We start from the raw sequence: 26,832 nt of genomic DNA, 5'->3' as shown, positions 1-26,832 counted from the left end.
CTGCGCCCTCGCGAGTTTGAGGGCGCATCGGTTGTTGCTCGCCATTAGTTTTGCGGAATGCTGGCCCGCAGGTGATGCAATGCGCGTAAACACTGCTCCAGGCTTAACGCCTGCTGTTGCGCATGAGGGATGGCGCGAATAAAGACCTGACAGGCGCGGCCTTTCAGTTTGCCCAGCCGTGGGCTGAAATTCATCAACCGGCGTGATATCGCTTTTGCCTCTTCGGAATCCGAATTGCTGCGCGTTTTTATAACCGCGCCGCAGGTGATGTCCTTACCCTCATTATCAGAAAACCGGTATATCAACGCCAGATAATGGCTGAACAGCGTCTGTTTCCAGTCGGGCTGATCGTAGCTGTCATATTCCAGCTCGCCCGTTTCGCGACAATCCACATCATATAATGGCAGGAAATCGAGCAGCGAGGAAAGACGTATCGCCAGCTCATGCATGCCTGCATTATTAATTGCCTGAACGATAGCAATGACCAGCAGTTCAATTTGTGTTTCTTCAACACATAATTGTGTCTGCGTGTCGTCATTCATCGTTAACGTGAATAATAAATGACTGTCGTTATTTTCCGTCAATGCGACGGAACTCACGCGTCGTGAAATATCCGCCTGCGCAAGCTCTGGCCCGGTCAGTTGAGGAATATGAGCGTGCATCTTCTTCACGGTGCTGCGCTTCGCTCTCTCCAGTTTTTCCTGTGGCAACCCGGAGAGGCTGGCGTGCTGAAAGAGACGGTGTTCGAGCGCAATCAACACATCTCTCAGAACCAGCGGCGGAAAGAAAAATAGCGTCTCTTTATTTCTTTGATATTTAACTTTGAGCGCAAGAGCCAGAAAGTTATTATCGTGACGAATAACACCAGTGTTAATTCCTTTTATCATGAGCGGCATGGTTACTCCCTGAACATTATCTAAATAAATAATGTAGGCGTTATATATAGATTGAATTAATGAAGTGATACTGTATTACAGCGACGGTAAAATAGCATATTGAAACGGGATGCAAAATAAATTCATGGAAGAATTTCCCATGAATTTATTTCTGCGAAAGATCAGAAGGGTTATTGCTGACGAAGCTGGAGATCGAGCGGCGTTTTGCTCGGCTCACCGCCAATTTCACGCGCCAGTTTGGGCACCATGTAGCCTGACACCAGCGTCAGCAGTTCGCGGACGATGCGGCGGGCTTCATCATCGCTCACCAGGAAGTGCGCGGCACCCTGTACTTTATCGAGCACATGCAGGTAATAGGGCATCACACCCGCATCAAACAACGCGTTGCTGAGATCAGCCAGCGTTCTGGCGTTATCGTTCACCCCGCGCAGCAGCACGCTCTGGTTCAGCAGCGTCACTCTGGCCTCGCGCAGCCGCGCCATGGCGGCACGGAACGTATCGTCAATTTCGTTGGCGTGGTTGATGTGGTTGACCAGCAGCACCTGTAACGAAGAACTCGCGAAGCGGGACGTGAGCGCGTCCGTAATGCGCGCAGGAATGACCACCGGCAGGCGCGAGTGAATGCGTAAGCGCTTCACATGCGGAATCGCCTCCAGTTGCGTTAACAGCCAGTCCATTTCATGGTCTTTCGCCATCAGCGGATCGCCACCGGAGAAAATGATCTCATCCAGCTCCGGATGCGCATCGATATACGCCATTGCCGTCTGCCAGTTGCGCTTGTTGCCCTGATTTTCGGCGTAAGGGAAGTGGCGGCGGAAACAATATCGGCAATTGACTGCGCAGCCGCCTTTCACCAGCAGCAGAGCCCGGTTCTGGTATTTGTGCAGCAATCCGGGAACTACGCTGTGCTGTTCTTCCAGCGGATCGGTGGAGAAACCGGGGGCGGCGACGAACTCCTCTTGTGAGGTAAGTACCTGACGCAAAAGCGGATCGTTGGGGTTGCCCTTCTCCATACGGGCGATGAACGCGCGCGGCACGCGCAGCGGGAACAGGCGCTTTGCGTCCCGTCCTGCCAACAACTGTTCATCAGCGTCTACATTTAAAAGACGCAGAAGTTCATCCGGATTGGTTACAACATCGGCAAGTTGCGATAACCAATCTTCTCTGGAAAGGGTGTTTAGGGTTACAATGTCTGCCATTTTTTGGCTAAGCTACCAAGTTTTCAAATTCAGAGGGCCTTATGGCGACTTACTATAGCAACGATTTTCGTGCCGGTCTTAAAATCATGATGGACGGCGAACCTTATGCGGTCGAATCCAGTGAATTCGTGAAACCCGGTAAAGGCCAGGCTTTTGCGCGCGTTAAACTGCGCCGCCTGCTGACCGGTACCCGCGTAGAGAAAACCTTCAAGTCTACTGATTCTGCCGAAGGCGCAGACGTTGTCGATATGAACCTGACCTTCCTGTACAACGACGGCGAATTCTATCATTTCATGAACAACGAGACTTTCGAGCAGCTGGCTGCAGACGCGAAAGCCGTTGGTGATAACGCAAAATGGCTGCTGGATCAGGCTGAGTGCATCGTGACCCTGTGGAACGGCCAGCCTATCTCCGTGACCCCGCCGAACTTCGTCGAGCTGGAAATCGTTGAGACCGATCCAGGCCTGAAAGGCGATACCGCAGGGACTGGCGGTAAACCCGCGACCCTGAGCACCGGTGCCGTGGTGAAAGTGCCGCTGTTCGTGCAGATTGGCGAAGTCATCAAAGTGGATACCCGCTCTGGCGAATACGTATCCCGCGTGAAGTAATTCATGTGACGCATTATCAGGCGTAGTCTCATGCTGCGCCTGAATCTCTCATTCTCCTAAAATCCGCGCCTTTTTCTTTCTTTTCCGGGATTTTGTCTATGCTTATAAGGCACAAATAACACGGGCTATAAAAGGAAGATATTATGGTTAAGAAAACAATTGCAGCAATCTTCTCTGTTTTAGTGCTTTCTTCACTCTTGACTGCATGTAACACAACGCGCGGCGTCGGACAGGATATTTCTGAAGGCGGGAGCGCGATCTCTGGTGCGGCGACGAAGGCGCAACAGTAGTACCGGCAGCAAGCGGTGCGGCGGTTCTGCCGTGCCGTTATCCCCTTCTCTCGGCGGTGGACAGAAACGGTGAAAACCGGTTTTCGACCTTCAGTTTGAGCCGAATATTCCGTTTATAGGTATAAACCGTTTTCCCGTTGATGTTCAGCATCCGGGCGATGGTGCCGTGACTCGTGCCTTCCATCCACAACGACAGTACTTTCTCTTCCTGCCGTGTCAGCAGCGGGGCAACGGTGCGTGCGTGGTTAATCCCCGGGCTTGAGCGTAACGCGCCATCCACGATGTTCATCATGTCGGTCAGGGCGATTTTCTTGTCGAGGATAGCCCAGGACGCGTCGTGCAGATCCGTCGAAGTGAAATCATCGTACTGCAACAGCACCAGCCGCGAACGGGGAGAGGAGCTGCGGATCAGCGAAGAGATCAGCGGGATCTGATGGCGTTCGGCGGCAAAACCGCTGAGATCGGCAATAATTAAATGGGGTTGCCAGCCTTCAATATGTTCTTTTGCCAGCAGCAAACTGCTCAGGCTGGTAATGGACAGCGGGGCCGCAAAAGCATTGACCTGCATCAGCCAGGATTCCAGCCCCTGACGGCTGAAGTGGCATCGATCAAGTAATAGAATCTTGTACATTCTGGCTTCGTAATGGGATGAATGAGGCTGACTGACGAAGTTTCCATCATAAAGAAGTCGATGCGGAATAAAGGCAGAATCTAAGCCGCTAAACAGGCCCATTTCCGGGTATAACGCTGAAAATCCGTGACTTAAGTCAAATGCCTTGAATCTCCTGGGTCGCGAGGTAAAATGATCGTGTTCAACCACCTTACGGGACGACCCGTAAGCGTATCTCATCACGGGGACGGCCCCACACTGGAGCCATTATGTCCTGGTTAATTCTTGTTGTTGCAGGTCTTCTTGAAGTCGTCTGGGCCGTCGGCCTGAAATATACCCATGGTTTTAGCCGCTTAGTGCCAAGTGTCATCACCGCCGTGGCGATGATTGCCAGCGTCGCGCTGCTCTCCTGGGCGATGAAAACGCTGCCGGTCGGCACAGCCTATGCGGTCTGGACGGGCATTGGCGCGGTCGGCGCGGCGATCACCGGCATCATCCTGCTCGGCGAGTCCGCAAGCGTGGCGCGTATCGCCAGCCTGGTGTTGATTGTCGCTGGCATTATCGGGCTGAAGCTCAGCACGCACTAAGGCGTCTGTCTTACCCAGATAAGCTTACTCACATCAAAACCCTGCCGGGTCGCGACGTCCAGCATCTGCTGTTTCATTTCTGCTGAAATGGTGGGCGTGCGGGCGAGGATCCATAAATAGTCGCGATCCGGTCCACAGACCAGCGCATGCTGGTAGGTGTTATCCAGCGCAATGATGTTATATCCGCCATAGAAAGGCCCAAAGAATGACACCTTCAGCGCGGCTCTGTCCGGCGAGCCGGTGAAATACGCCACGCCATCCGTCTTTTGCCACATGCCGCGGTCCGGGTTATATCCCTTGTTGATCACGTTCAGCCCGCCGTCATCGCGCAGGCTGTAAGTCGCGGTGACCCTTTGCAGGCCGCTTTCGAAACGGTGATCGAGACGGGCGATTTCATACCAGGTGCCGAGATAGCGCTGGGCGTTGAAAGGGGCGACGACGGTGACGCCAGGCGGTGGTGTCGGGTTACTACAGGCAACAACCAAAAACGCAACGGCAACGGACATGATGGCAGGGAGCACACGCATGATTTCTTCCTTGCGAGGTTTTTAGCTAAGTGTAGAACGCAGCGGGGAAAAAGGATGTGGCAGCAGAAGAAATTTGCCCTCTTACTGCGACGTAAGAGGGCAGGGAGATTACAGGAAGATCACGCCGACCAGCGTTACTACCGTCAGGATAGCCGCCAGACCGTAGAAGACCCATTTGCCGCTCGGCACATGGATTTTCAGATCATGCATCGCGTGATGGATACGGTGTAAACCGCACCACAGCGGCAGCACGATCATCACGAACAGGAACACGCGGCCGATAAAGCTTTGAGCAAACGCCAGGACGCGTTCATAGCTCAGCGCATCACCCGGAAAGAGTCCCAGCGGAAGCAGGATCCCCACCAGCAGCACCATTACTGGCGCAACAATGGCGCTCCACATGCCGCCTGCGCCAAACAGGCCCCAGAATACGGGCTCGTCAGAGCGTTTTGGATTTGGATTGATCACGTTAGTCTCCTTACCAGAACAGGGCGACAAGCAGCACGACGACGGTGACCACCACCGTTACCACCCAAAGCCCTTTAATGATCGGCCCTGGCCCCATTTTTTCATCTTTTACGATAATATTCGCCGCTTTTGGCGCCAGTTCGAACCAGGTTTTGGTGTGCAGCAATGCGCCTGCCAGAGTGATGAGGTTGAGGATCACCACCACCGGGTTTTGCAAAAAGCCCACGAAACCTGCCCAGGATTCAGGGCCGTTTTTCAATGCGAACAGACCGTAAATCAGGACAATACTGAACCAGACTGCCGGTACCGCCGTTCCTTCACGCAGCATATAGAAGCGATAAAACGGCAGATTTTTCCACCAGGTGGACGGCATCGGCCGTACATAGGCTTTGCGTTTAGTCGTCATAATGCACTCCTTAGCGTGGTTTCAGGGTGGCGATAAGAAAGTCTTTCGAGCTTTCCACTTTACCCTGCTGAATGGCAGCAGCCGGATCGACGTGCTTCGGACAGACTTCGGAGCAGAAGCCCACGAAAGTACAGCTCCATACGCCGTTCTGGCTGTTAAGTTGCGCCATACGCTCCTTCTTACCGTGGTCGCGGTTGTCTTCGTTGTAACGATGCGCCAGGGTAATCGCCGCCGGGCCGATGAATTCAGGATTCAGGCCAAACTGCGGGCAGGCGGCATAGCACAGACCACAGTTGATGCAGCCGGAGAACTGGTGATACTTCGCCATCTGCGCCGGGGTCTGGGTGTTTGGCCCTTGATCCGGCGTACGCGGGTTGCCGATGATGTACGGCTTAATCGCTTCCAGACTTTCGATAAAGTGCGTCATGTCGACCACCAGATCGCGTTCAATCGGGAAGTTCCCCAGCGCTTCGACCTTCAGCCCTTTCGGGTAGTCACGCAGGAAGGTTTTACAGGCCAGCTTCGGCACTTTGTTGACCATCATGCCGCAGGAACCACAAATCGCCATACGACAGGACCAGCGGTAGCTCAGATCCGGTGCCAGGTTATCTTTGATGTAGCCCAGCGCGTCCAGCAGCGAGGTCTGCTCATCGTAAGGCACTTCGTAGAAAGCGCTGTGCGGTGCGGAGTCCACTTCCGGGTTATAACGCACCACCTCAACTTTCAGGTTTTTCATCTCAGCCATTCGCCGTCTCCTTCTTCTCGGCTTCTTCCGCTTCTGCACCGTATACGCGTTTCGCCGGTGGCAGAGTGGTGATTTTCACGTCGCTGTAATCCAGGCGGGTTGTCCCGTCGGCATCGCGGAAAGCGAGGGTATGCTTGAGGAAGTTGACGTCATCACGCTCGGTGCAGCCTTCGTCGAGACGCTGATGCGCGCCACGCGACTCTTTACGCGCCAGAGCGGAGTGCGCCATACACTCGGCAACGTTCAGGCCGTGGCCCAGCTCGATGGTGTACAGCAGATCAGTGTTGAATACGCTGGAAGTATCGGTGATACGAACGCGCTTGAAGCGCTCCTGCAACTCTGCAAGCTTGTCGACGGTTTTCTGCATCAGTTCCGGCGTACGGTAGATACCGCAGCCTTCTTCCATGGACATACCCATTTCGTCGCGGATCTTCGACCAGTTCTCGTTGCCTTCCTGGTTGACCAGCGCTTTCAGGCGGTTTTCCACGTCAACGACCTGCGCATCAAGCGCCGCGCTGTTGGCCGGGCCTGCGGTTGACGCACGCTCCATCGCCTGTTCACCGGCCAGACGGCCAAAGACCACCAGCTCAGCCAGCGAGTTGGAGCCCAGACGGTTGGCGCCGTGCAGACCCACGGACGAACATTCACCGACGGCAAACAGCCCTTTGATGCGGCTTTCGCAATTCTGGTTGGTTTCGATACCGCCCATGGTGTAGTGCGCGGTTGGACGCACCGGGATCGGCTCTTTAACCGGATCCACACCCACGTAAGCTTTCGCCAGTTCACAAATGAACGGCAGACGCTCAAGCAGTTTCTTCTCACCCAGGTGGCGAAGGTCGAGATGCACAACATCACCGCGCGGTGTCGGAATGGTGTTGCCTTTACGCCACTCGTGCCAGAACGCCTGAGACACTTTGTCGCGCGGACCGAGTTCCATGTATTTGTTTTTCGGCTCGCCCAGCGGGGTTTCCGGGCCCATGCCGTAATCCTGCAGATAACGGTAGCCGTTTCTGTTAACCAGAATACCGCCTTCACCACGGCAGCCTTCCGTCATCAGGATCCCGGAACCCGGCAGACCGGTCGGGTGATACTGAACGAATTCCATATCACGAAGCGGAACGCCGTGGCTGAGCGCCATGCCCATGCCGTCGCCGGTAACGATGCCGCCGTTGGTATTGAAACGATAAACGCGACCCGCACCGCCGGTGGCAAGCACCACGGCATTAGCGCGAATCTGCACCAGTTCGCCTTCCATCATGTTCATTGCGACCAGACCGCGGGCCTGACCGTCATCCACCAGGATGTCGAGGACGAAGTGCTCATCGAAACGTTGGATCTGCGGGAACTGGAGTGAGGTCTGGAACAGGGTATGAAGCATGTGGAAGCCGGTTTTATCGGCGGCAAACCACGTACGTTCAATTTTCATCCCACCAAAGCGGCGCACGTTGACGGAACCGTCAGGACGGCGACTCCACGGACAACCCCATTGCTCAAGTTGGGTCATCTCGGTCGGACAATGATGGACAAAGTAATCTACGACATCCTGTTCACAAAGCCAGTCGCCACCAGCAACCGTATCGTGAAAATGATACTCAAAGCTATCGTGATCCTGCGCGACCGCGGCTGAACCACCTTCAGCGGCTACCGTATGGCTGCGCATGGGATAGACTTTTGAAATCAGAGCGATTTTAGCGTTAGGATTCGCCTGAGCTGCTGCAATAGCAGTCCGTAATCCCGCTCCGCCAGCGCCTATTACGGCAAGATCGGCTTGAAAGGTTTGCACGACATTCCTCCAGTTTATTGTTTTTTCGCAATGCGCCTAACCAAAGGTAGTTCATCGGTAACAGGCTGCCATTGCGAAAGCGTATCCACTACTCCTTTATGGGACGGCAGTATAACCGCATGGCGGGAGGGGAAATTTGATGCGTTCGATTTTTTTGTGGATCCGTGCGGGGATTTATCACACCTTTTGATGAATTTCGTACGTGTATCACCCGTGTTTATGGGGTGGCGGACCTTTGCTGGACAAAATTTGTCTCCCCGGGCGGTTGCGAGTAGACTTCGTGCCCTTAATACCAACTGGAGAAAAACTCATGAGCGAAACGGCAACCTGGCAGCCGAGCGCCTCCATCCCTAACCTGTTAAAACGTGCAGCGATTATGGCGGAAATTCGCCGCTTCTTTGCTGATCGCGGCGTGCTGGAGGTGGAAACGCCCTGTATGAGCCAGGCGACGGTCACAGACATTCACCTGTTCCCGTTTGAGACCCGTTTCGTCGGCCCCGGGCATTCGCAGGGGATGAGCCTGTATCTGATGACCAGCCCGGAATATCACATGAAGCGTCTGCTGGCCGCAGGCTGCGGCCCGATATTCCAGCTCTGCCGGAGTTTCCGTAATGAAGAGATGGGGCGTCATCACAATCCGGAATTCACCATGCTGGAGTGGTATCGACCGCACTTCGACATGTATCGCCTGATCAATGAAATCGACGATCTGCTGCAGCAGGTGCTCGAATGTTCCCCGGCGGAAAGTCTTTCTTATCAGCAGGTGTTCCAGCGTCATCTGGAGATCGACCCTCTCTCGGCGGATAAAACGCAGCTACGCGAAGCGGCGGCGAAACTCGATCTGAGCAATATTGCTGACACCGAAGAAGACAGGGATACATTACTGCAACTGCTCTTTGTCACTGGCGTTGAACCGCACATCGGCCAGGATCGCCCGACGGTGATCTACCACTTCCCGGCAAGTCAGGCGTCTCTGGCGCAGATCAGCACCGAAGACCACCGCGTGGCCGAGCGTTTCGAGGTTTACTACAAAGGACTGGAACTGGCGAACGGTTTCCACGAGCTGACTGATGCGCGCGAACAGCGCCAGCGTTTTGAGCAGGATAACCGCAAGCGTGCCGCGCGCGGTTTGCCGCAGCAGCCGATCGACCAGAACCTGCTGGACGCGCTGAGCGCCGGTATGCCGGACAGCTCCGGCGTGGCGTTAGGTGTGGATCGTCTGGTCATGCTGGCGCTGGGCGCGGATACCATCGGCGATGTGATCGCTTTTACGGTGGATCGCGCGTAATAGCAGTAGTATTGCCCTCTCCCTGGCAGGAGAGGGTTTTCGCTTACAAACTCCCCGGCGTTCTCGAACGTCTTCCTGCGGACGCAATGGTTTTCCCGGGCGTGTTACCGCCCAGTGTTTCGACCCGCATCTGGAATGGCGGGAATGGCATTTCGATGCCGTGTTCGCGGAAGCCAGCCAGAATCAACTGGTGGATCTCATGGCGCAGCGGCATACGGTGACCCATTTCGGCGGCGTAAATACGTAGCTCGAAAATCTGGATGCCTTGCTGTAAATCCACCAGGAACACTTCTGGCGCCGGGTTGTCGATCACCAGCGAGCAGCGTTCAGCGGCGGTATAGAGGATCTGCGTGACTTCTTCGCTGTTGGCATCCGACGGCGCAGGGACCGTCAGCACCACACGCGTCACCGAATCGGACAGCGACCAGTTGATAAACTGCTCGGTGATGAAAGCTTTGTTCGGCACGATGATCTCTTTGCGATCCCAGTCGCTGATCGTCGTCGCACGGGTGTTGATCTTCGTGATACTGCCGGTTAAATCGCGGATCGTGACGGTATCGCCAATACGAATCGGTTTTTCAAACAGGATGATCAGGCCGGAGATAAAGTTGGCGAAAATCTCCTGTAACCCAAAACCGAGACCGACACCGAGTGCGGCCACCAGCCACTGCAGTTTTGACCACTCGATACCAATCATTGAGAAACCGACCAGACCACCGACCAGCAGCAGCAGGTATTTGGTGATGGTGGTGATGGCATAACCCGTGCCCGGCGTCAGATCCAGATGCTGGAGGATCGCCAGTTCCAGCAGGGCAGGGAGGTTACGCACCAGTTGGGTGGTGATGATCAGCACCAGGATCGCGATCAACACCGCGCCGAGGGTGATCGGTTCAAGACTTTCCACTCCCTGTACCGTTGAGGTCACATCCCACAGCGAAATGTTTTCCAGGAAGCCAAAAGCGGAATGAATTTCAGACCACAGAACAATGACCGACACCAGCGCAATCAGCATCAGTATTGACCGCACCAGTCGCAATGACTGCACGCTGATGGCGTCGAGATCGACCTCGCTGACTTCCACTTCGGCAGAGCCCTCAAGGCTTGAGGCGTGGTGATCGTCCTCGCCACGGGCGCGCTGCGCCAGCATCTCTGCACGACGGTGTTTGGCGCGATCGAAGGCCAGACGGCGACGCTGGATCAGCATCCAGCGGCGGATGACGTGGTAGATCACCAGCAACAGGAACCAGATGGCGACCGAGGTTTCCAGACGCGCCAGTAACGCCTGAGACGTTACCAGGTAACCCACACCGGCGGCCAGTATCGCGGCCAGCGGCGCACCCATCAACAGGTTCCAGAGCAGGCGGTTGACCATGTTGTCCCCTTCGCCCTCTTTATCGAGGTAGAGGGGAATGCCCGCGCGCTTAAGGCTCAGCGTGACCATCGCCATCGCCCCGCAAATCAGGATAAAACAGAGCCTGCCGAGCGAGGCGGAGAATTCGCGATCGTTCAGGTTGTCGAACATGATCAGCGCCATGATGAGCGGCACAATCAGCCCGATGCTCATCAGGTAGTAGCGCATCGCCCGCGCCACGCGTTCACGCGGCCAGCTAAAGTGAGTGATGAACAACCCATTGGGGCGGGCAAAGGTGGCGCAAATCATCACCACCCACAGCAGCGGCACGGTAGCGGTCACGCCATCGCCAATAGCCACCGCCAGCGGATAAGGCCAGGCTTCCTGTAACCCATAACCCAGCGTCATCCACAGCACAGGAAGCGGCGAGGCCACCAGAATCGACCAGAACACGGTGCGTAACGTCAGCCAGAAATGGTCCTGCGTTACCTTGCCGACGCGGGCGCTGGAACGCTCCAGAAAACGGGTGAAATGCTTGCGCGAGCTGATGCTGAATCCGACCAGGAGCAGCGCCCCAAACAGCGGGAACAGCGTCGTTTTGCTGGTGAGCATCATCACTGTGGCTTTGCCTAACTGGCTGAAGGTATTGAGTGAGATCAGCCGACGCAGATCCTGCACGATTTCAATTGGCCAGCTGAAGGTGATGGGGCTGACGTCCGACGTCCAGAACAGATAGCGGTGCGTGGCTTCGTTCACCTCTTTCAGCGCATCTTCAAGCTGGCCGTTGGAGACTTTCAGCTTGGTCAGTTCGAGGATCAGCGTATCGCCGCCCTGTAACAGGGAATTCAGCAGTTCGCGCTGGGTGCGCAACTGTGCATCCAGAATGCGGCTCTGCTCGCGGGTCAGCTCCTGACCGTCGGCCTGACGAATTTGCTGGAGTTGCGGCTGCTTGTTGAGCTGTTCTTCATAACGCAGACGCTGCACGCGCAACTGCGCCATTTCGGTATCCAGTTGCTGCGGTTTGGGCATCTCCGGCAGACGCGCCACCTGGGCGCGCAACGCTTCGCCCAGCAGGTTCGAGGAGCCGAGCCATTGCGCCTGCTCGCGCAGCGTATTCAGCGCCTGGCGAACCTGTAGCGTCTGATTGGTGGCCTGACGTTGCTGCGACGCGACCAGATCCATCCGCTGCGCCTGTTGATTCAACGCCTGCGACAGCTCGCGGTTGGTTTTGAACTGATTAACGATACCAGCGGGAAGGTTGGCGCTGTTTTCCGCCAGCAACTCACTGCTTTCGAGGGCGCGTTCCGCTTCACGCTGACGCTGGCTGTTAAGCTGATTACGCAGCGCCTGCAGGTAAGCATCAAGCTGTTCGCTCTGCTTTTGCGCCAGCTCGGAACGCATACGCGACAGTTCCTGGCGGTTATTGGCAGACAACTGCGCCAGCTCCAGTTCATCGACCAGGGCTTTCAGACGGGCGGATTCAGCCTGTTGATTGAAATTTTGCGCCTGTGCCAGTGAGGTGTTTCCGGCAGGTGCGTTAACGCGTCGCTCTACGTCGTTTAGCTGACGACGGGCATCGGTTTGTTGCTGGGGAAGCTGACTGAGGGAATCGGCAATTTCGCGCGCACGATCCTGCTCCTGCTGCGCCAGACGGCTTTTTTCCAGCAACTGGCTGCTGACCTGCAGGATCTCCTGATTCAGCGCATCACTTGTCAGCCCGACGGGCACCTCGCGGGGTTCCGGGCTCAGGTTGTTGAGCTGGGTGCGCAGAGTTTGAGAAAGTTTGGGGAAGTTGTCGATAACTTGCTGATATTGTTTCGCGCGCTCAAGGGAGCCTTTTCGCTCCTCAAGCGCGTTCAGTGCAGCCTGGAGTGCTTCGACGGTCTCCGGCTGCGCGGGTTTCGCCGTTTTCGCCTGCTCCAGTTCCTGGGCGATTTGTCTGGCGTCGGGGGCCGTCGCTGCGTACGCCCCCAGGCTGAGGCTCCAGGCCATCAGGAAAGTGATAATCAGGCGCACGGGATACCTTTTTTGTCAGGAGTTAACCTTCGTCATTCTTCTCATCAACCAGCGGGCTGGTGTCATGTTCGGCTTTGATTTCTTCGGCAGAAAGCGGCGCAGGTTCTGCATCCGGCGTGACCATCGTTTCGGTGGAGTACGCCAGCGGTTGACCGAGTTTGGTGACCGACAGACTTTGCAGTTGCTCAACCAGCGCGACTTTACCCGGCGCGAACAGGTTGATCACTGTGGAGCCCAGTTTGAAGCGGCCCATTTCCTGGCCTTTCAGCAACGCCACGGAACCTTCGCTTTCACCTTCCGGCCATGTCCAGCGCTTGATGATGCCTTCGCGCGGCGGCGTGATGGTGCCTGCCCAGACGGTTTCGATGCTGCCAACAATGGTCGCGCCAACGAGGATCTGCGCCATCGGGCCGAATTCAGTATCAAACAGGCAGATCACGCGCTCGTTGCGGGCAAACAGATTCGGTACGTTCTGTGCCGTCAGATGGTTCACGGAGAACAGATCGCCCGGCACATAAATCATTTCACGCAGAATACCGTTACACGGCATGTGTACGCGGTGATAGTCTCGCGGCGAAAGATAGGTTGTGGCAAAGGTCCCGTTGCGGAACAACTCCGCCATCTGGTAATTACCCGCGAGCAGCGCTTCCAGCGTGTAGTCGTGGCCTTTGGCCTGCAGAATTTTGTTGTCTTCGATGTTACCAAGCTGGCTGATCACGCCGTCGGCGGGCATCACCAGCACGTTCGGGTCGGTATTCAGCGGGCGGACTTCGTCACGCAGCGGGCGGACAAAGAAGTCGTTAAAGGTGCGATAGCTGGCGGTATCCGGCTTTTGCGCCTCTTTCATGTCGACCTTGTAGTACTTTACGAACAAATCGATGACCAGTTTGGTCAACCAGCCTGCTCGTTTGCTCGCACCCCAGCCTGCCAGGCGAGTGAGCCACAGTTTCGGCAGAATGTATTGCAGAGAAAGTTTAAGATCGTTTAACAAGGTAGCCTCCAGGCCATGATTTTTATCATTCCCAATCCGCGACGTTTTCAGCGGATCTTACAGAAAGGTGGCCGATTTTAACGATGGCGGACGTAAATGTCAGTCATCGCAAGCATAATTCTCAGTTATCGGTTTCCGAAAAGTTTTTACGCGTTTTTACCTGCGACATACTTTCAAGGATGCGGTGATAATTGTCGAAGCGGCTTTCCGCAATGTCCCCGTTTTCTACCGCTTCGCGGATAGCGCAGCCGGGATCGGTATCATGCTTACAGTCACGGTATTTGCAACGGCCCAGATAATCATGAAATTCGACAAAGCCGTTGGTGATTTGTTCCGGCTCGAGATGCCACAACCCGAATTCGCGAACGCCGGGTGAGTCGATGACATCTCCGCCGTGCGGGAAGTGATACAGACGAGCGGCGGTGGTGGTGTGCTGCCCCAGACCCGAGTTGTCGGAGACGTCGTTGGTCAGGATCTGGTCGTCATGCAGCCCCAGCAGGGCGTTAAGCAGGCTGGATTTCCCCACGCCGGACTGCCCGGCAAAGATGCTGATGCGGTCCGTCAGCGCGTCTTCCAGCGGTTTTAAACCGTTCTGAGTGCGGCTGGAGACCATCAGTACGCGATAACCAATGTGACGATAGATGTCCATTTGCTTGTTGACGAAATCCATCCCGTCATCGTCCAGCAGATCGATTTTGTTCAGCACGATAAGCGGTTCAACGTCGAGGGTTTCGCAGGCAACGAGATAACGATCGATAATATTCAGCGACAGTTCCGGCAAAATCGCGGAGACGATAATGACCTGATCGATATTGGCGGCGATCGGTTTAACGCCGTCGTAGAAGTCCGGACGGGTCAGCACCGAGGTGCGTTCATGCACCGCTTCGACGATGCCTTTGACGTTGACCCCTTCCGCCGCGGCTTTGCCCGGACGCCAGACCACGCGATCCCCGGTCACCAGGGAGCGGATCGTACGGCGAATATTGCAGCGGTGAATGTCTCCATCGGCGGATTCCACGTCAGCGTGCATGCCAAAGCGACTAATGACGATCCCTTCAGACGGTTCGCCAAACAGGTTGTCATCGAAATCGATCTTCTCCGAAGTCGTTTTGAGACGGCGCTGATGATTCGCTTTCACGCGGCGCTGCTGACCTTTGGAGAGTTTATTTTTACTCAATCGTTCTGGCTCCTGGTCGCCCTGTACGGGCAAAACCTCTATGATACACGCTATCTTTGATGAATATCGACCCGTCGTCTTTCAGGACACTGGTGGGTCCGGCTTGTGAAATTATGGTGGAAAATAGCATGAGTGCAGATGAAAACAACCTGATTTGGATCGATCTTGAAATGACCGGACTTGATCCTGAGCGCGATCGTATCATTGAAATCGCGACGCTGGTGACCGATGCGAATCTGAATATTCTGGCGGAAGGGCCGACCATTGCTGTTCACCAGTCTGACGATCAACTGGCGCTGATGGACGAGTGGAACGTGCGTACCCACACCGGCAGCGGGCTGGTGGATCGGGTCAAAGCGAGCACGCAGGATGATCGCGCGGCAGAACTGGCAACCATCGAATTTCTCAAACAGTGGGTGCCTGCCGGTAAATCGCCCATTTGCGGCAACAGCATCGGTCAGGACCGTCGTTTCCTGTTTAAATACATGCCGGAACTGGAAGCGTATTTCCACTATCGTTATCTTGATGTCAGCACGCTGAAAGAGCTGGCGCGTCGCTGGAAACCGGAAATTCTCGACGGTTTTAAGAAACAGGGCACCCATAAAGCGATGGATGACATCCGCGAGTCCGTGGCCGAACTGGCATACTATCGCGAGCATTTTATTCAGCTGTAAGGCAGGTGCACAGCGGCCCGGCAGGCTTGCACCGCCGGGCATTTGGCGCTAAATTGTGCATCTTGCTGATAAAAGCATCACTCAAACGGAAAACACAAAAAATTGCGGTTGAGGGGGTTGCAGCTCCACGGTTTTCTCGTATAATGCGCCTCCCGTAACGACATAGATTTGTTGCGTTACGGCAATCAAATTTAATCGAGTATTTCGCGTTGCAATGAATAGCGGCATGAAAGACGAAGATTATGCGGGAATAGCTCAGTTGGTAGAGCACGACCTTGCCAAGGTCGGGGTCGCGAGTTCGAGTCTCGTTTCCCGCTCCAAATTTGAAAGTATCGAAAGATACGAATCACCCTAAGCGGGAATAGCTCAGTTGGTAGAGCACGACCTTGCCAAGGTCGGGGTCGCGAGTTCGAGTCTCGTTTCCCGCTCCAAAATTTGAAAGTATCGAAAGATACAGCTCCATCCTGATCACAGGATTTCGCGTTGCAATGAATGGCAGCGTGAAAGACGAAGATTAAGCGGGAATAGCTCAGTTGGTAGAGCACGACCTTGCCAAGGTCGGGGTCGCGAGTTCGAGTCTCGTTTCCCGCTCCAAATTTCTTTTCTTTACGATTATCCACAGCGCGTTTAGCGGCTGGCGGCGTTTTATTTCGTGCCTGAAACACTCTTGTGAACAGAGTTATCCACAGAAAAAAGATCTCAACCTGTAACGACTAATCGTTAGCAGGGTGAAGTATATATTGGTATTTTATTGATATATAAAAAGAAAATTTGATTGCAAAGTGTTACTGCGATCACTTGACGATTTTCTGAGCCTTGAATCTCAATGCCTTTTTAATTTTATTCACATGCTGTGAATGAATCAGGCGTCACGCGGCAAACCTTTTTCTACGACACGAACCAACCGCAGTTTTTTCGGCGGCTGCACCTCGATAACGCAGCTATTTCGTTTCTCGATCTGCCTGGCGATCGCCCACGCAATATGCTCATCAAGAAGTGGGTGCTCACCTCGCCGGCTTTCCAGCGCCCGCATGTTTGCTTCATTCCAGGGAGCATTCCCCAGCGCGACCGCGATATTGCGCAGCCAGCGCAGATGACCAATCCGGCGAATCGCCGACCCTTCTGTCACTTTCAGGAACGTCTCTTCGCTCCAGCCGAACAACTCAACCAGCTCCGGCGCATGCAGCGCTTTACGCGGGCTGAAATCGTCTTCATCGGTTAACTGCGAATAACGATTCCACGGGCAGATGAGCTGACAGTCGTCGCAGCCGTAGATGCGATTGCCAATCAGTGGGCGAAATTCTTCAGGAATGGCGCCTTCAAGTTCAATGGTCAGATACGAAATGCAGCGGCGGGCGTCAACGGTGTAAGGTTCCACGATGGCGCCGGTCGGGCAAATGGTCATGCAGGCGACACAGCGCCCACACTCTTCTTCAATGGGTTTATCCACCGGTAAAGGGATATCGACCAACAATTCGCCAAGAAAGAAAAAAGAGCCCGCGTCCCGGTTGAGGATAAGTGAGTGCTTACCCGTCCAGCCAAGCCCGGCTTTTTCTGCAAGTGGGCGCTCCAGAACAGGCGCAGAATCCACAAAAGGTCTAAAATTTAGCGAAGCATATTGTTCCTGAATCTTTTCGCCGAGCTTTTTGAGGCGGTTGCGCAAAAGCTTATGATAATCACGCCCAAGGGCATAACGGCTGACGTAACCGAGCGCGGGATTTTTCAGGGTACGGGCAAAAGCGGCATTCGCGGGCAGATAGTTCATCCGCACGCTGATCACGCGTAACGTGCCGGGGACGAGTTCATGAGGGCGGGCGCGCATCATGCCGTGACGCGCCATCCATTCCATCTCGCCGTGGTATTGTTTATCCAGCCATGCCTGCAGTTTTGGCTCGCTGGCGCTGAGATCGGTATCGGTAATACCGACCTGCTGAAAGCCGAGTTCAGTGCCCCACTGTTTGATTTGCTGCGCTAATTGATTGAGATCGAGGGGCTGTGACATGACGGACCATACATTGACGAGGAACCTCGCAAGTATACCACATTCCATTTGGCCTGCGGATGACCTGCGTCGCGCCGAAAAAGCGGCGGCAGACAGTCTGGGGCTGACCCTGCATGAACTGATGTTCCGTGCGGGCGAGGCTGCCTTTACCCTCGCTCGTGACAATTATCCTGACGCGCAACACTGGCTGGTGCTGTGCGGTCACGGCAATAACGGCGGCGATGGCTATGTGGTGGCGCGACTGGCCGCCGCGCAGGGCATTCGCGTGACGCTGCTGGCACTGGAAAGCGACAAACCGCTGCCGGACGAAGCCCACGAAGCGCGTGACGCCTGGCTGAACGCTGGCGGCGTGATCCATGCCCCGGACATCCTCTGGCCGGAGGATATCTCTCTGATTATCGATGGTCTGCTCGGCACCGGCCTCAACAATGCGCCGCGTGACGATGTGGCTGGTCTTATTGAGCGAGCGAATAAATCCCCCGCGCCGGTGGTGGCGCTCGACATTCCTTCCGGGCTGATTGCACAGACGGGCGCGACGCCTGGCGCGGTGATTCATGCCGCGCATACCCTGACGTTTATCGCCCTGAAACCCGGGCTGCTCACCGGCAAAGCGCGCGATGTGGTGGGAAAACTGCATCATCATTCGCTGGGGCTGGATAGCTGGCTTGCCGGTCAGCCGACCGCTATTTCGCGTTTTGATGCTTCACAACTGGCGCACTGGCTGCCGCCGCGCCGCCCAACCTCGCACAAGGGCGACCACGGACGACTGGTGATCATCGGTGGCGATCATGGCACTGCCGGGGCGATTCGGATGACCGGAGAAGCCGCATTGCGGACAGGCGCTGGCCTGGTGCGGGTGTTGACGCGCGTCGAAAACATCACCCCCATCATCACCGCGCGACCAGAATTAATGGTCCATGAGCTGACGCCGCAATCGCTCGATGAGAGCCTGGAATGGGCTGATGTCGTGATCATTGGGCCGGGGCTTGGGCAGCAATCCTGGGGGCAACAGGCCTTGCGCAAGGTCGAAAATGTTCGCAAACCGATGCTGTGGGACGCCGATGCGCTGAACCTTCTGGCAATCAATCCCGATAAACGTCACAATCGGTTATTAACTCCGCACCCCGGCGAAGCCGCCCGTTTGCTTGGCTGCCGTGTGGCAGACATTGAAAGTGATCGCGTAGCGGCGGCACAGCGTCTGGTAAAACGCTACGGGGGCGTGGTGGTGCTGAAAGGCGCGGGCACCGTCGTGGCAGACGATGCCGGGCATGTTGGTATTATTGACGCCGGAAATGCCGGGATGGCCAGCGGCGGGATGGGCGATGTGCTGTCTGGCATTATCGGCGCATTGCTGGGACAGGCGTTGACGCTTTATGATGCAGCCTGCGCGGGCTGTGTGGCGCACGGCGCCGCCGCTGACGTGCTTGCTGAGCGTTCCGGTACCCGCGGAATGCTGGCGACCGATCTTTTTTTCACGTTGAGGCGTGTTGTTAACCCGGATGTAATTGACGTAAACCATGATTAATCGAGTGATTTCTTTACCCGACGAGCAGGCCACTTTAGAACTGGGACACCGCATCGCGCAGGCCTGCACAGGCGCAACAGTGATTTATCTGTACGGTGATTTAGGCGCGGGTAAGACAACGTTCAGTCGCGGCTTTTTGCAGGCGCTGGGGCATAAGGGTAACGTAAAAAGCCCAACGTACACACTGGTCGAACCTTACACGCTTGAGCAGTTGAACGTGTACCACTTTGATCTTTATCGACTTGCGGATCCAGAGGAGCTCGAATTTATGGGGATCCGCGACTATTTTGCCGATGATGCCATCTGCCTGGTGGAATGGCCGCAACAGGGCGCGGGTGTGCTGCCTGACCCGGATGTCGAAATTCACATAGACTACCAGGCACAAGGGCGGGAGGCGCGGGTGACCGCCGTCTCCACGCTGGGCGAGTCATTACTGGCACGTTTAGCCAGTTAATTTAAAAGGGATGGCGGGATGATGTTTCGCGTTAAAAGTGCGTTGATGGCTGCACTGATGCTGCTGACCCTGCATGCAACCGCGGCCAGTTTATCCGACATTCAGGTGTCGAATGGCGACAAACAAGCCCGGATCACCTTCAGTTTTATGGGCGATCCGGAATATTCCTTTAGCCAGGACGGCAAGCGCAGCGTGGCGCTCGATATCAAACAGACTGGTGTGATCCAGGGGCTGCCGTTGCAGTTCAGTGGCAATAACCTGGTCAGAAGCATCCGTTCGGGAACGCCGAAGGACAGCCAGTCTCTGCGGCTGGTGGTCGATCTGACCGAAAACGGTAAGACGCGCGTGGCGAAGCAGCAGAATGGCTCGAACTACACCGTCGTCTTTACCATCAATGCCGATGCGCCACCGCCACCACCGCGCGTTGTTGCGAAGCGCGTCGAAACGCCTGCGGTGGTCTCTCGTCCGTCAGAACCGGCACGAAATCCGTTTAAAGCCAATAACGATCGCATCACTGCGGCAACTAGCAGCGATACGGTGACGCGCCCGGCGGCATCTGCCCGCGCGGTGGCGCCTGGCGATAAAGTGATTATCGCTATTGATGCGGGTCACGGTGGTCAGGATCCTGGCGCGATTGGCCCCGGCGGCACGCGCGAGAAAAACGTCACCATTGCCATTGCCCGCAAACTGCGCACGCTGCTGAACGCGGACCCGATGTTCAAAGGGGTGATGACCCGCGACGGTGATTACTTTATTTCGGTGATGGGCCGCTCTGACGTGGCGCGGAAGCAGAACGCCAATTTCCTGGTGTCGATTCATGCTGATGCCGCGCCGAATCGCGATGCGACTGGGGCTTCAGTGTGGGTGCTCTCGAATCGTCGCGCTAACAGTGAAATGGCGAGCTGGCTGGAACAGCATGAGAAGCAGTCGGAACTGTTGGGCGGCGCGGGCGACGTGCTGGCAAACAGTCAGTCCGATCCCTATCTGAGCCAGGCGGTGCTGGATTTACAATTCGGTCATTCCCAGCGCGTCGGGTATGATGTCGCAGTGAATGTGCTGGGGCAGATGGAGCGCGTGGGTAGCCTGCATAAGCGTCACCCGGAACATGCCAGCCTCGGGGTACTGCGTTCCCCTGATATCCCGTCAATCCTGGTGGAAACGGGGTTCATCAGTAATACCAGTGAAGAACGCCTGCTCGCGAGCGATGCATTCCAGCAGCAAATCGCCGATGCGATTTACAGCGGGCTGCGGAAATATTTCGCAGCCCATCCGATACAGTCCGCGCCGCAGGGTGAAAGTGCGCAAACCGCCAGTGCCGCATCGCCGGGTGCGCTGGTGAATTAAGGAGCGATCATGCCGATTCAGATTCTGCCGCCGCAGCTCGCGAACCAGATTGCCGCAGGTGAGGTGGTAGAGCGTCCTGCATCGGTAGTGAAGGAGCTGGTAGAAAACAGCCTCGACGCAGGTGCCACGCGGATTGATATCGATATCGAGCGTGGCGGCGCGAAGCTTATCCGCATTCGCGATAACGGTGGCGGCATTAAGAAAGAAGAACTGGCACTGGCGCTGGCCCGGCATGCCACCAGTAAAATCGCCACGCTTGACGATCTGGAAGCGATCATCAGCCTCGGTTTTCGCGGCGAAGCGCTGGCGAGTATCAGCTCTGTTTCGCGTCTTACGTTGACCTCCCGCACCGCTGAACAGCAGGAGGCCTGGCAGGCCTACGCGGAAGGGCGCGATATGGAGGTGACGGTGAAACCCGCCGCGCACCCGGTCGGTACGACGCTGGAAGTCCTCGATCTCTTCTATAACACCCCGGCGCGCCGCAAGTTTATGCGCACCGAAAAAACCGAATTTGGTCATATTGATGAGGTGATTCGCCGCATTGCGCTGGCGCGATTTGATGTCACCATCAACCTTAACCACAACGGCAAAATGGTGCGCCAGTACCGCGCCGTTCAGCCGGATGGTCAGCAGGAACGCCGTCTGGGCGCCATCTGCGGAACGCCTTTTCTTGAACACGCGCTGGCGATTGAGTGGCAGCATGGCGATCTATCGCTGCGCGGCTGGGTGGTTGATCCGCAACACATCACTTCTGCGCTGGCGGAAATCCAGTACTGCTATGTCAATGGCCGCATGATGCGCGACCGCCTGATCAATCATGCGATTCGCCAGGCGTGTGAGGACAAACTGGGTGCGGATCAGCAACCTGCGTTTGTGCTTTATTTGCAGATCGATCCGCATCAGGTGGATGTTAACGTTCATCCGGCGAAACACGAAGTGCGTTTCCATCAGTCACGACTGGTGCATGATTTTATCTACCAGGGCGTGCTGAGCGTCCTGCAACAGCAACTGGACGCGCCGTTACCGCTGGCGGAAGAAGACGCGCCCGCGCCCCGGCAGATCCCCGAAAACCGGGTGGCCGCCGGACGTAACCAGTTTGCTGAGCCTGTCACGGCGCGCGAGCCAGCGGCTCCGGCGTATACCGCATCGTCTGGCGGAGCAGCTCGCGGGCAGGGCGGGGCATCATGGCCCAATGCCCAGCAGGGATACCAGAAAAAGCAGGGGGCGCTCTATCGTCAACTGCTGGATACACCCGCTGCCACGCACAACGCGCCGTCACCGCAGCCGGTACAGGCGAACCTCGACGGGCACAGCCAGAGCTTTGGCCGGGTGTTGACTATCGTCGCGGGGGATTGCGCGCTGCTTGAGCGGGAAGGCCGGTTGAGTCTGCTGGCGTTGCCGGTGGCGGAACGCTGGCTGCGACAGGCGCAGCTTATGCCGGGCACAGAGTCGGTTTGCGCGCAGCCGCTGTTGATCCCGCTGCGGTTAAAAGTCTCCGCACAGGAACAGCAGGCGCTGAAAACGCACCAGACGGTGCTGACTGAGCTGGGTATCGACATGCAATCCGATGCGCAGCATGTCACCGTCAGAGCGGTGCCTTTACCCTTAAGACAACAAAATTTACAAAACTTGATTCCTGAACTGATAGGCTACCTTGCGCTGCAAAAAACGGTGGTCGCGGGCGATGTTGCCCAGTGGATTTCCCGCAATCTGGCGAGTGAACATGACCACTGGAATATGGCGCAGGCGATAGCCGTACTGGCCGATGTGGAGCGTTTATGCCCACAACTGGTCAAGGCGCCGCCGGGTGGCTTGTTACAATCCGTTGATTTGCATTCGGCGATGAACGCCCTGAAAGATGAGTGAAGCAGTAGAAACCAGCCTGCCAAAGGCGATTTTTTTGATGGGGCCAACGGCCTCCGGTAAAACCGCATTAGCGATCGAATTGCGTAAAGTTTTGCCAGTAGAGTTGATAAGCGTTGATTCTGCCCTTATTTATCAGGGGATGGATATCGGAACGGCAAAGCCCGACGCGCAAGAGCTTCGCGCCGCGCCGCACCGGTTGCTGGACATCCTCGATCCGGCGCAAGCGTATTCGGCGGCAGATTTTCGTCGCGATGCGTTAGCGGAGATGGCGGAGATCACCGCAGCAGGACGGATCCCGTTGCTGGTGGGTGGAACGATGTTGTATTTCAAGGCCTTGCTGGAAGGATTGTCGCCGTTACCATCGGCGGATCCGGAGATCAGAGCCAGAATTGAGCAGGATGCCGCAGAGCGCGGATGGAATGCCCTGCACGAGCAGCTTCAGGAGATAGATCCGGTCGCTGCCGGGCGTATTCATCCGAATGATCCGCAAAGACTTTCCCGAGCACTGGAAGTTTTTTTCATTTCGGGTAAAACTTTAACGGAACTGACGCAAACGTCAGGAGACGCTTTGCCGTATCAGGTGCATCAGTTCGCCATCGCCCCGGCGAGCCGTGAACTGCTCCATCAGCGCATCGAGCAGCGTTTTCATCAGATGTTAGCTTCAGGTTTTGAAGCAGAAGTGCGGGCGCTTTTTGCCCGTGGAGATTTGCATAAGGATATGCCTTCCGTTCGTTGTGTGGGATACCGCCAGATGTGGTCTTATCTTGAAGGCGAGATTTCATATGATGAAATGGTTTATCGAGGTGTTTGCGCCACGAGGCAGCTCGCCAAGCGCCAGGTGACCTGGTTGCGCGGTTGGGACGGTGTTCACTGGCTTGACAGCGAACAACCGCAACAGGCGCTCAACGAAGTGTTACAGGTAGTTGGTGCGAGTGCAGGCTGAATGTGTACAATTGAACCGTATCGTGCGCAATTTTCAGAACCGCAGGGTTCTAAGTACAAAACAAGCATATAAGGAAAAGAGAGAATGGCTAAGGGGCAATCTTTACAAGATCCGTTCCTGAACGCATTGCGTCGGGAGCGTGTTCCGGTTTCTATTTATTTGGTGAATGGTATTAAGCTGCAAGGTCAGATTGAGTCTTTCGATCAGTTCGTGATCCTGTTGAAAAACACGGTCAGCCAGATGGTCTATAAGCACGCGATTTCTACCGTTGTTCCGTCCCGCCCTGTATCTCATCACAGCAACAACGCAGGTGGTGGTACTGGTACCGGTAGTAATTACCACCATGGCAGCAACGCGCAGGGTTCTGCTGCGCCACAAGACAGCGACGAAACCGAATAAGGTTGATGGCTGTTTTTCTATGTCGGGGAGCCAGGTTTTCTGCGTTCCCCGCTGATCTTTTTTGAGGGTTGACGCTTGTTTGACCGTTATGACGCCGGTGAGCAGGCGGTACTGGTACACATCTATTTTTCGCAAGACAAAGATATGGAAGACCTCCAGGAGTTTGAATCTCTGGTCTCTTCCGCCGGTGTCGAAGCAATGCAGGTGATTACCGGTAGCCGTAAAGCACCGCACCCTAAGTATTTTGTTGGTGAAGGTAAAGCTGTCGAAATTGCGGACGCCGTAAAAGCGACGGGCGCGTCCGTCGTCTTGTTTGACCATGCATTGACCCCGGCCCAGGAACGTAACCTGGAGCGCCTTTGCGAATGTCGTGTGATCGATCGCACTGGCCTGATTTTAGATATTTTTGCTCAGCGTGCGCGAACCCATGAAGGTAAGCTGCAGGTTGAGCTGGCGCAACTGCGCCATCTGGCAACGCGCCTGGTGCGCGGCTGGACCCACCTTGAAAGGCAAAAAGGCGGGATTGGTTTGCGCGGTCCGGGTGAGACCCAGCTTGAAACCGACCGTCGTTTGCTGCGCAATCGCATTATGCAGATCCTCTCGCGGCTGGAAAAAGTGGAAAAACAGCGTGAGCAGGGGCGCCGTTCGCGAACCAAAGCGGATATTCCGACCGTCTCGCTGGTGGGTTACACCAACGCCGGAAAATCAACGCTGTTTAACCAGATAACCGAAGCTCAGGTGTACGCGGCAGACCAGTTGTTCGCCACCCTGGATCCGACGCTGCGCCGTATTGATGTCGCCGATGTCGGCGAAACGGTGCTGGCGGATACCGTCGGTTTTATTCGTCATCTGCCGCACGATCTGGTGGCGGCGTTTAAAGCGACGCTGCAGGAAACCCGCCAGGCGACGCTGTTGCTGCACGTCATTGATGCGGCTGATGTGCGGGTGCAGGAAAACATTGATGCCGTGAATACGGTTCTCGAAGAGATCGAAGCGCACGAGAACCCGACGCTGTTAGTGATGAACAAAATCGATATGCTGGACGATTTCGAACCACGTATCGACAGAGATGATGAGAATAAACCGATTCGGGTCTGGCTCTCTGCGCAGACCGGAGTGGGTGTACCACTGCTTTTCCAGGCTTTAACTGAGCGTCTTTCCGGGCAAATCGCGCAGCACACGCTGCGTTTGCCGCCGAAAGAGGGGCGTCTGCGAAGCCGGTTTTATCAGCTTCAGGCGATAGAAAAAGAGTGGTTGGAGGATGACGGTAGCGTTGGCATACAGGTGCGTATGCCTGTTGTTGACTGGCGTCGCCTCTGTAAACAAGAACCGGCACTGTCTGACTACATCGTCTGACGGTGCAGCTTGCCTGAAGATATTAACCCCGTTTGGGGTACCCAAAACAAATATGGAGCATAAACATGGCGTGGAATCAGCCCGGTAATAACGGACAGGACCGCGACCCGTGGGGAAGCAGCAATAATCAAGGCGGCAACTCTGGGGGAAATGGAAACAAAGGCGGTCGCGATCAAGGACCGCCGGATCTGGATGATATCTTCCGCAAACTGAGCAAAAAGCTTGGTGGTTTTGGCGGTGGTAACAAAGGGAGCCAGGGCGGCGGCAGTAATCCGCAGGGGCCTCGCGTTCAGATGGGCGGTCGCATTGTCGGTATCGTTGCCGCTGCCGTGGTCATCATCTGGGCCGCGACAGGTTTCTACACCATTAAAGAAGCAGAACGTGGTGTGGTCACGCGCTTTGGTAAATTCAGCCATCTGGTTGAGCCGGGCCTTAACTGGAAGCCGACGTTTGTTGATGACGTCACACCGGTTAACGTTGAAGCGGTGCGTGAACTGGCCGCGTCTGGCGTGATGCTGACCTCCGATGAAAACGTGGTCCGCGTTGAAATGAACGTGCAGTACCGCGTGACCGATCCACAACGCTACCTGTTCAGCGTGACCAGTGCTGATGACAGCTTGCGTCAGGCGACCGACAGCGCCCTGCGTGGTGTTATCGGTAAATACACCATGGACCGTATTCTGACGGAAGGTCGTACCGTTATTCGTAGCGATACCCAGCGTGAGCTGGAAGAGACCATTCGTCCGTACAACATGGGCATCACGCTGCTCGACGTGAACTTCCAGGCCGCCCGTCCGCCGGAAGAGGTGAAAGCCGCGTTTGACGATGCGATTGCGGCGCGTGAGAACGAGCAGCAGTACATCCGTGAAGCGGAAGCGTACACCAACGAAGTTCAGCCGCGTGCGAACGGTCAGGCGCAACGTATCCTCGAAGAAGCGCGCGCGTACAAGACCCAGACCATCCTGGAAGCGCAGGGTGAAGTGGCTCGCTTTGCGAAGATCCTGCCGGAATATAAAGCCGCACCGGAAATCACCCGTGAACGTCTGTATATCGAAAGCATGGAAAAAGTGCTGAGCCATACCCGCAAAGTGCTGGTTAACGATAAAGGCGGAAACCTGATGGTGCTGCCGCTGGATCAGATGCTGAAAGGCAACAGTGCTCCGGCTGCCCGGAGTGACAACAGTGGCGCAAACAACCTGCTGCGTCTGCCACCTGCGTCTTCATCCAGCAGCGCCAGCAACACATCGTCCTCCAGCCAGGGCGATATTATGGACCAACGCCGCGCCAACGCGCAGCGTAACGACTACCAGCGTCAGGGGGAATAACG

25 protein-coding genes and 3 tRNA genes are annotated in these 26,832 nt (G+C 55.8%); 16 read left to right on the top strand and 12 right to left on the bottom strand.

The window, feature by feature from the left end; genetic code table 11:
- Positions 1-44 precede the first annotated feature (44 nt).
- Both yjeJ and epmB read right to left on the bottom strand, forming a co-directional pair.
- Entirely contained in the window at positions 45-896 is an 852-nt protein-coding gene (yjeJ, locus tag AOY23_RS11065; RefSeq protein WP_054179687.1) for a YjeJ family protein, read from the bottom strand.
- Between the two features lie 170 nt (positions 897-1,066).
- Complete coding sequence (gene epmB / locus AOY23_RS11060; protein WP_054179686.1) at positions 1,067-2,095, bottom strand: EF-P beta-lysylation protein EpmB; 1,029 nt, start codon at positions 2,093-2,095, stop codon at positions 1,067-1,069.
- Between the two features lie 41 nt (positions 2,096-2,136).
- On the opposite strand from epmB, the gene efp reads away from it, so the two are divergent.
- Both efp and ecnB read left to right on the top strand, forming a co-directional pair.
- The gene (gene efp, locus AOY23_RS11055) at positions 2,137-2,703 is read left to right on the top strand and encodes an elongation factor P (protein WP_054179685.1); all 567 of its coding nucleotides are present in this window, start codon (positions 2,137-2,139) and stop codon (positions 2,701-2,703) included.
- A gap of 143 nt (positions 2,704-2,846) precedes the next feature.
- Positions 2,847-2,993: a lipoprotein toxin entericidin B gene (gene ecnB, locus AOY23_RS11050; RefSeq protein WP_038156326.1), complete on the top strand. Its 147-nt coding sequence runs from the start codon at positions 2,847-2,849 to the stop codon at positions 2,991-2,993.
- A 37-nt stretch (positions 2,994-3,030) separates the two neighbouring features.
- On the opposite strand, the gene AOY23_RS11045 is transcribed toward ecnB, so the two are convergent.
- Complete coding sequence (locus AOY23_RS11045) at positions 3,031-3,624, bottom strand: helix-turn-helix transcriptional regulator (protein ID WP_072170984.1); 594 nt, start codon at positions 3,622-3,624, stop codon at positions 3,031-3,033.
- A gap of 248 nt (positions 3,625-3,872) precedes the next feature.
- Between AOY23_RS11045 and sugE the strand changes: the two genes are divergently transcribed.
- Positions 3,873-4,190 carry a quaternary ammonium compound efflux SMR transporter SugE gene (gene sugE / locus AOY23_RS11040; protein ID WP_038156323.1) on the top strand — a complete coding sequence of 106 codons (318 nt, stop codon included), beginning with the start codon at positions 3,873-3,875 and terminating at the stop codon, positions 4,188-4,190.
- On the opposite strand, the gene AOY23_RS11035 is transcribed toward sugE, so the two are convergent.
- The 5 genes from AOY23_RS11035 to frdA all read right to left on the bottom strand — a co-directional run bounded on the left by AOY23_RS11035 (position 4,187) and on the right by frdA (position 8,119).
- On the bottom strand, positions 4,187-4,717 hold the full coding sequence (locus tag AOY23_RS11035) for a lipocalin family protein (RefSeq protein ID WP_054179683.1): 531 nt from the start codon (positions 4,715-4,717) through the stop codon (positions 4,187-4,189). The two genes, sugE and AOY23_RS11035, sit on opposite strands and share 4 nt — an antisense overlap.
- 108 nt (positions 4,718-4,825) lie before the next feature.
- Positions 4,826-5,185: a fumarate reductase subunit FrdD gene (gene frdD / locus AOY23_RS11030; protein ID WP_054179682.1), complete on the bottom strand. Its 360-nt coding sequence runs from the start codon at positions 5,183-5,185 to the stop codon at positions 4,826-4,828.
- 10 nt (positions 5,186-5,195) lie between these two features.
- Complete coding sequence (frdC, locus tag AOY23_RS11025) at positions 5,196-5,591, bottom strand: fumarate reductase subunit FrdC (protein WP_054179681.1); 396 nt, start codon at positions 5,589-5,591, stop codon at positions 5,196-5,198.
- A 10-nt stretch (positions 5,592-5,601) separates the two neighbouring features.
- Complete coding sequence (locus AOY23_RS11020) at positions 5,602-6,336, bottom strand: succinate dehydrogenase/fumarate reductase iron-sulfur subunit (RefSeq protein ID WP_038156317.1); 735 nt, start codon at positions 6,334-6,336, stop codon at positions 5,602-5,604.
- Complete coding sequence (gene frdA, locus AOY23_RS11015) at positions 6,329-8,119, bottom strand: fumarate reductase (quinol) flavoprotein subunit (RefSeq protein WP_054179680.1); 1,791 nt, start codon at positions 8,117-8,119, stop codon at positions 6,329-6,331. Before frdA ends, AOY23_RS11020 begins: the two co-directional genes overlap by 8 nt.
- 310 nt (positions 8,120-8,429) lie before the next feature.
- On the opposite strand from frdA, the gene epmA reads away from it, so the two are divergent.
- A complete protein-coding gene (gene epmA / locus AOY23_RS11010; RefSeq protein WP_054179679.1) occupies positions 8,430-9,407 on the top strand; it encodes an elongation factor P--(R)-beta-lysine ligase in 978 nt (325 codons plus the stop codon).
- A gap of 43 nt (positions 9,408-9,450) precedes the next feature.
- On the opposite strand, the gene mscM is transcribed toward epmA, so the two are convergent.
- The 3 genes from mscM to rsgA all read right to left on the bottom strand — a co-directional run bounded on the left by mscM (position 9,451) and on the right by rsgA (position 14,942).
- Positions 9,451-12,774, bottom strand: coding sequence for a miniconductance mechanosensitive channel MscM (mscM, locus tag AOY23_RS11005; RefSeq protein ID WP_054179678.1), 3,324 nt, complete (start codon positions 12,772-12,774; stop codon positions 9,451-9,453).
- Positions 12,775-12,796: 22 nt separating this feature from the next.
- Positions 12,797-13,765 carry an archaetidylserine decarboxylase gene (asd, locus tag AOY23_RS11000; protein ID WP_054179677.1) on the bottom strand — a complete coding sequence of 323 codons (969 nt, stop codon included), beginning with the start codon at positions 13,763-13,765 and terminating at the stop codon, positions 12,797-12,799.
- 121 nt (positions 13,766-13,886) lie between these two features.
- Positions 13,887-14,942, bottom strand: a complete 1,056-nt coding sequence (gene rsgA / locus AOY23_RS10995; RefSeq protein WP_054179676.1) for a small ribosomal subunit biogenesis GTPase RsgA — start codon at positions 14,940-14,942, stop codon at positions 13,887-13,889.
- 128 nt (positions 14,943-15,070) lie between these two features.
- Here rsgA and orn point away from each other — a divergent pair, with 128 nt between their 5' ends.
- From orn to AOY23_RS10975, 4 genes are all read left to right on the top strand, one after another.
- Complete coding sequence (gene orn / locus AOY23_RS10990; protein ID WP_038156354.1) at positions 15,071-15,616, top strand: oligoribonuclease; 546 nt, start codon at positions 15,071-15,073, stop codon at positions 15,614-15,616.
- A 244-nt stretch (positions 15,617-15,860) separates the two neighbouring features.
- Positions 15,861-15,936 (top strand) — tRNA-Gly (locus AOY23_RS10985).
- Positions 15,937-15,971: 35 nt separating this feature from the next.
- A tRNA-Gly gene (locus AOY23_RS10980) sits at positions 15,972-16,047 on the top strand.
- Positions 16,048-16,134: 87 nt separating this feature from the next.
- A tRNA-Gly gene (locus AOY23_RS10975) sits at positions 16,135-16,210 on the top strand.
- A 268-nt stretch (positions 16,211-16,478) separates the two neighbouring features.
- Here the strand turns inward: AOY23_RS10975 and queG are convergent.
- Positions 16,479-17,618: a tRNA epoxyqueuosine(34) reductase QueG gene (queG, locus tag AOY23_RS10970; protein ID WP_054179675.1), complete on the bottom strand. Its 1,140-nt coding sequence runs from the start codon at positions 17,616-17,618 to the stop codon at positions 16,479-16,481.
- Between queG and nnr the strand changes: the two genes are divergently transcribed.
- The 8 genes from nnr (at position 17,617) to hflK (ending at position 26,830) form a co-directional block, all read left to right on the top strand.
- Positions 17,617-19,143 (top strand): bifunctional ADP-dependent NAD(P)H-hydrate dehydratase/NAD(P)H-hydrate epimerase, encoded by a 1,527-nt coding sequence (nnr, locus tag AOY23_RS10965; RefSeq protein ID WP_054179674.1) that lies wholly within the window; start codon positions 17,617-17,619, stop codon positions 19,141-19,143. The genes queG and nnr overlap by 2 nt on opposite strands.
- Positions 19,136-19,597 carry a tRNA (adenosine(37)-N6)-threonylcarbamoyltransferase complex ATPase subunit type 1 TsaE gene (gene tsaE, locus AOY23_RS10960; protein WP_054179673.1) on the top strand — a complete coding sequence of 154 codons (462 nt, stop codon included), beginning with the start codon at positions 19,136-19,138 and terminating at the stop codon, positions 19,595-19,597. Before nnr ends, tsaE begins: the two co-directional genes overlap by 8 nt.
- An 18-nt stretch (positions 19,598-19,615) precedes the next feature.
- Positions 19,616-20,941: an N-acetylmuramoyl-L-alanine amidase AmiB gene (gene amiB / locus AOY23_RS10955; RefSeq protein ID WP_054179672.1), complete on the top strand. Its 1,326-nt coding sequence runs from the start codon at positions 19,616-19,618 to the stop codon at positions 20,939-20,941.
- Positions 20,942-20,950: 9 nt separating this feature from the next.
- Positions 20,951-22,807: a DNA mismatch repair endonuclease MutL gene (gene mutL, locus AOY23_RS10950; protein WP_054179671.1), complete on the top strand. Its 1,857-nt coding sequence runs from the start codon at positions 20,951-20,953 to the stop codon at positions 22,805-22,807.
- On the top strand, positions 22,800-23,750 hold the full coding sequence (miaA, locus tag AOY23_RS10945) for a tRNA (adenosine(37)-N6)-dimethylallyltransferase MiaA (RefSeq protein ID WP_054179670.1): 951 nt from the start codon (positions 22,800-22,802) through the stop codon (positions 23,748-23,750). Before mutL ends, miaA begins: the two co-directional genes overlap by 8 nt.
- An 84-nt stretch (positions 23,751-23,834) precedes the next feature.
- Positions 23,835-24,149 (top strand): RNA chaperone Hfq, encoded by a 315-nt coding sequence (hfq, locus tag AOY23_RS10940; protein ID WP_054179669.1) that lies wholly within the window; start codon positions 23,835-23,837, stop codon positions 24,147-24,149.
- A gap of 75 nt (positions 24,150-24,224) precedes the next feature.
- Positions 24,225-25,505 (top strand): ribosome rescue GTPase HflX, encoded by a 1,281-nt coding sequence (hflX, locus tag AOY23_RS10935; RefSeq protein ID WP_054179668.1) that lies wholly within the window; start codon positions 24,225-24,227, stop codon positions 25,503-25,505.
- 65 nt (positions 25,506-25,570) lie between these two features.
- Entirely contained in the window at positions 25,571-26,830 is a 1,260-nt protein-coding gene (gene hflK, locus AOY23_RS10930) for an FtsH protease activity modulator HflK (protein WP_054179667.1), read from the top strand.
- Positions 26,831-26,832 lie beyond the last annotated feature (2 nt).

Source organism: Trabulsiella odontotermitis (assembly GCF_001297775.1).
Classification (GTDB): Bacteria; Pseudomonadota; Gammaproteobacteria; order Enterobacterales; family Enterobacteriaceae; genus Trabulsiella; species Trabulsiella odontotermitis.
The sequence above is the reverse complement of the archived record's forward strand: the minus strand, read 5'-3'. Positions and strand labels throughout refer to the sequence as shown.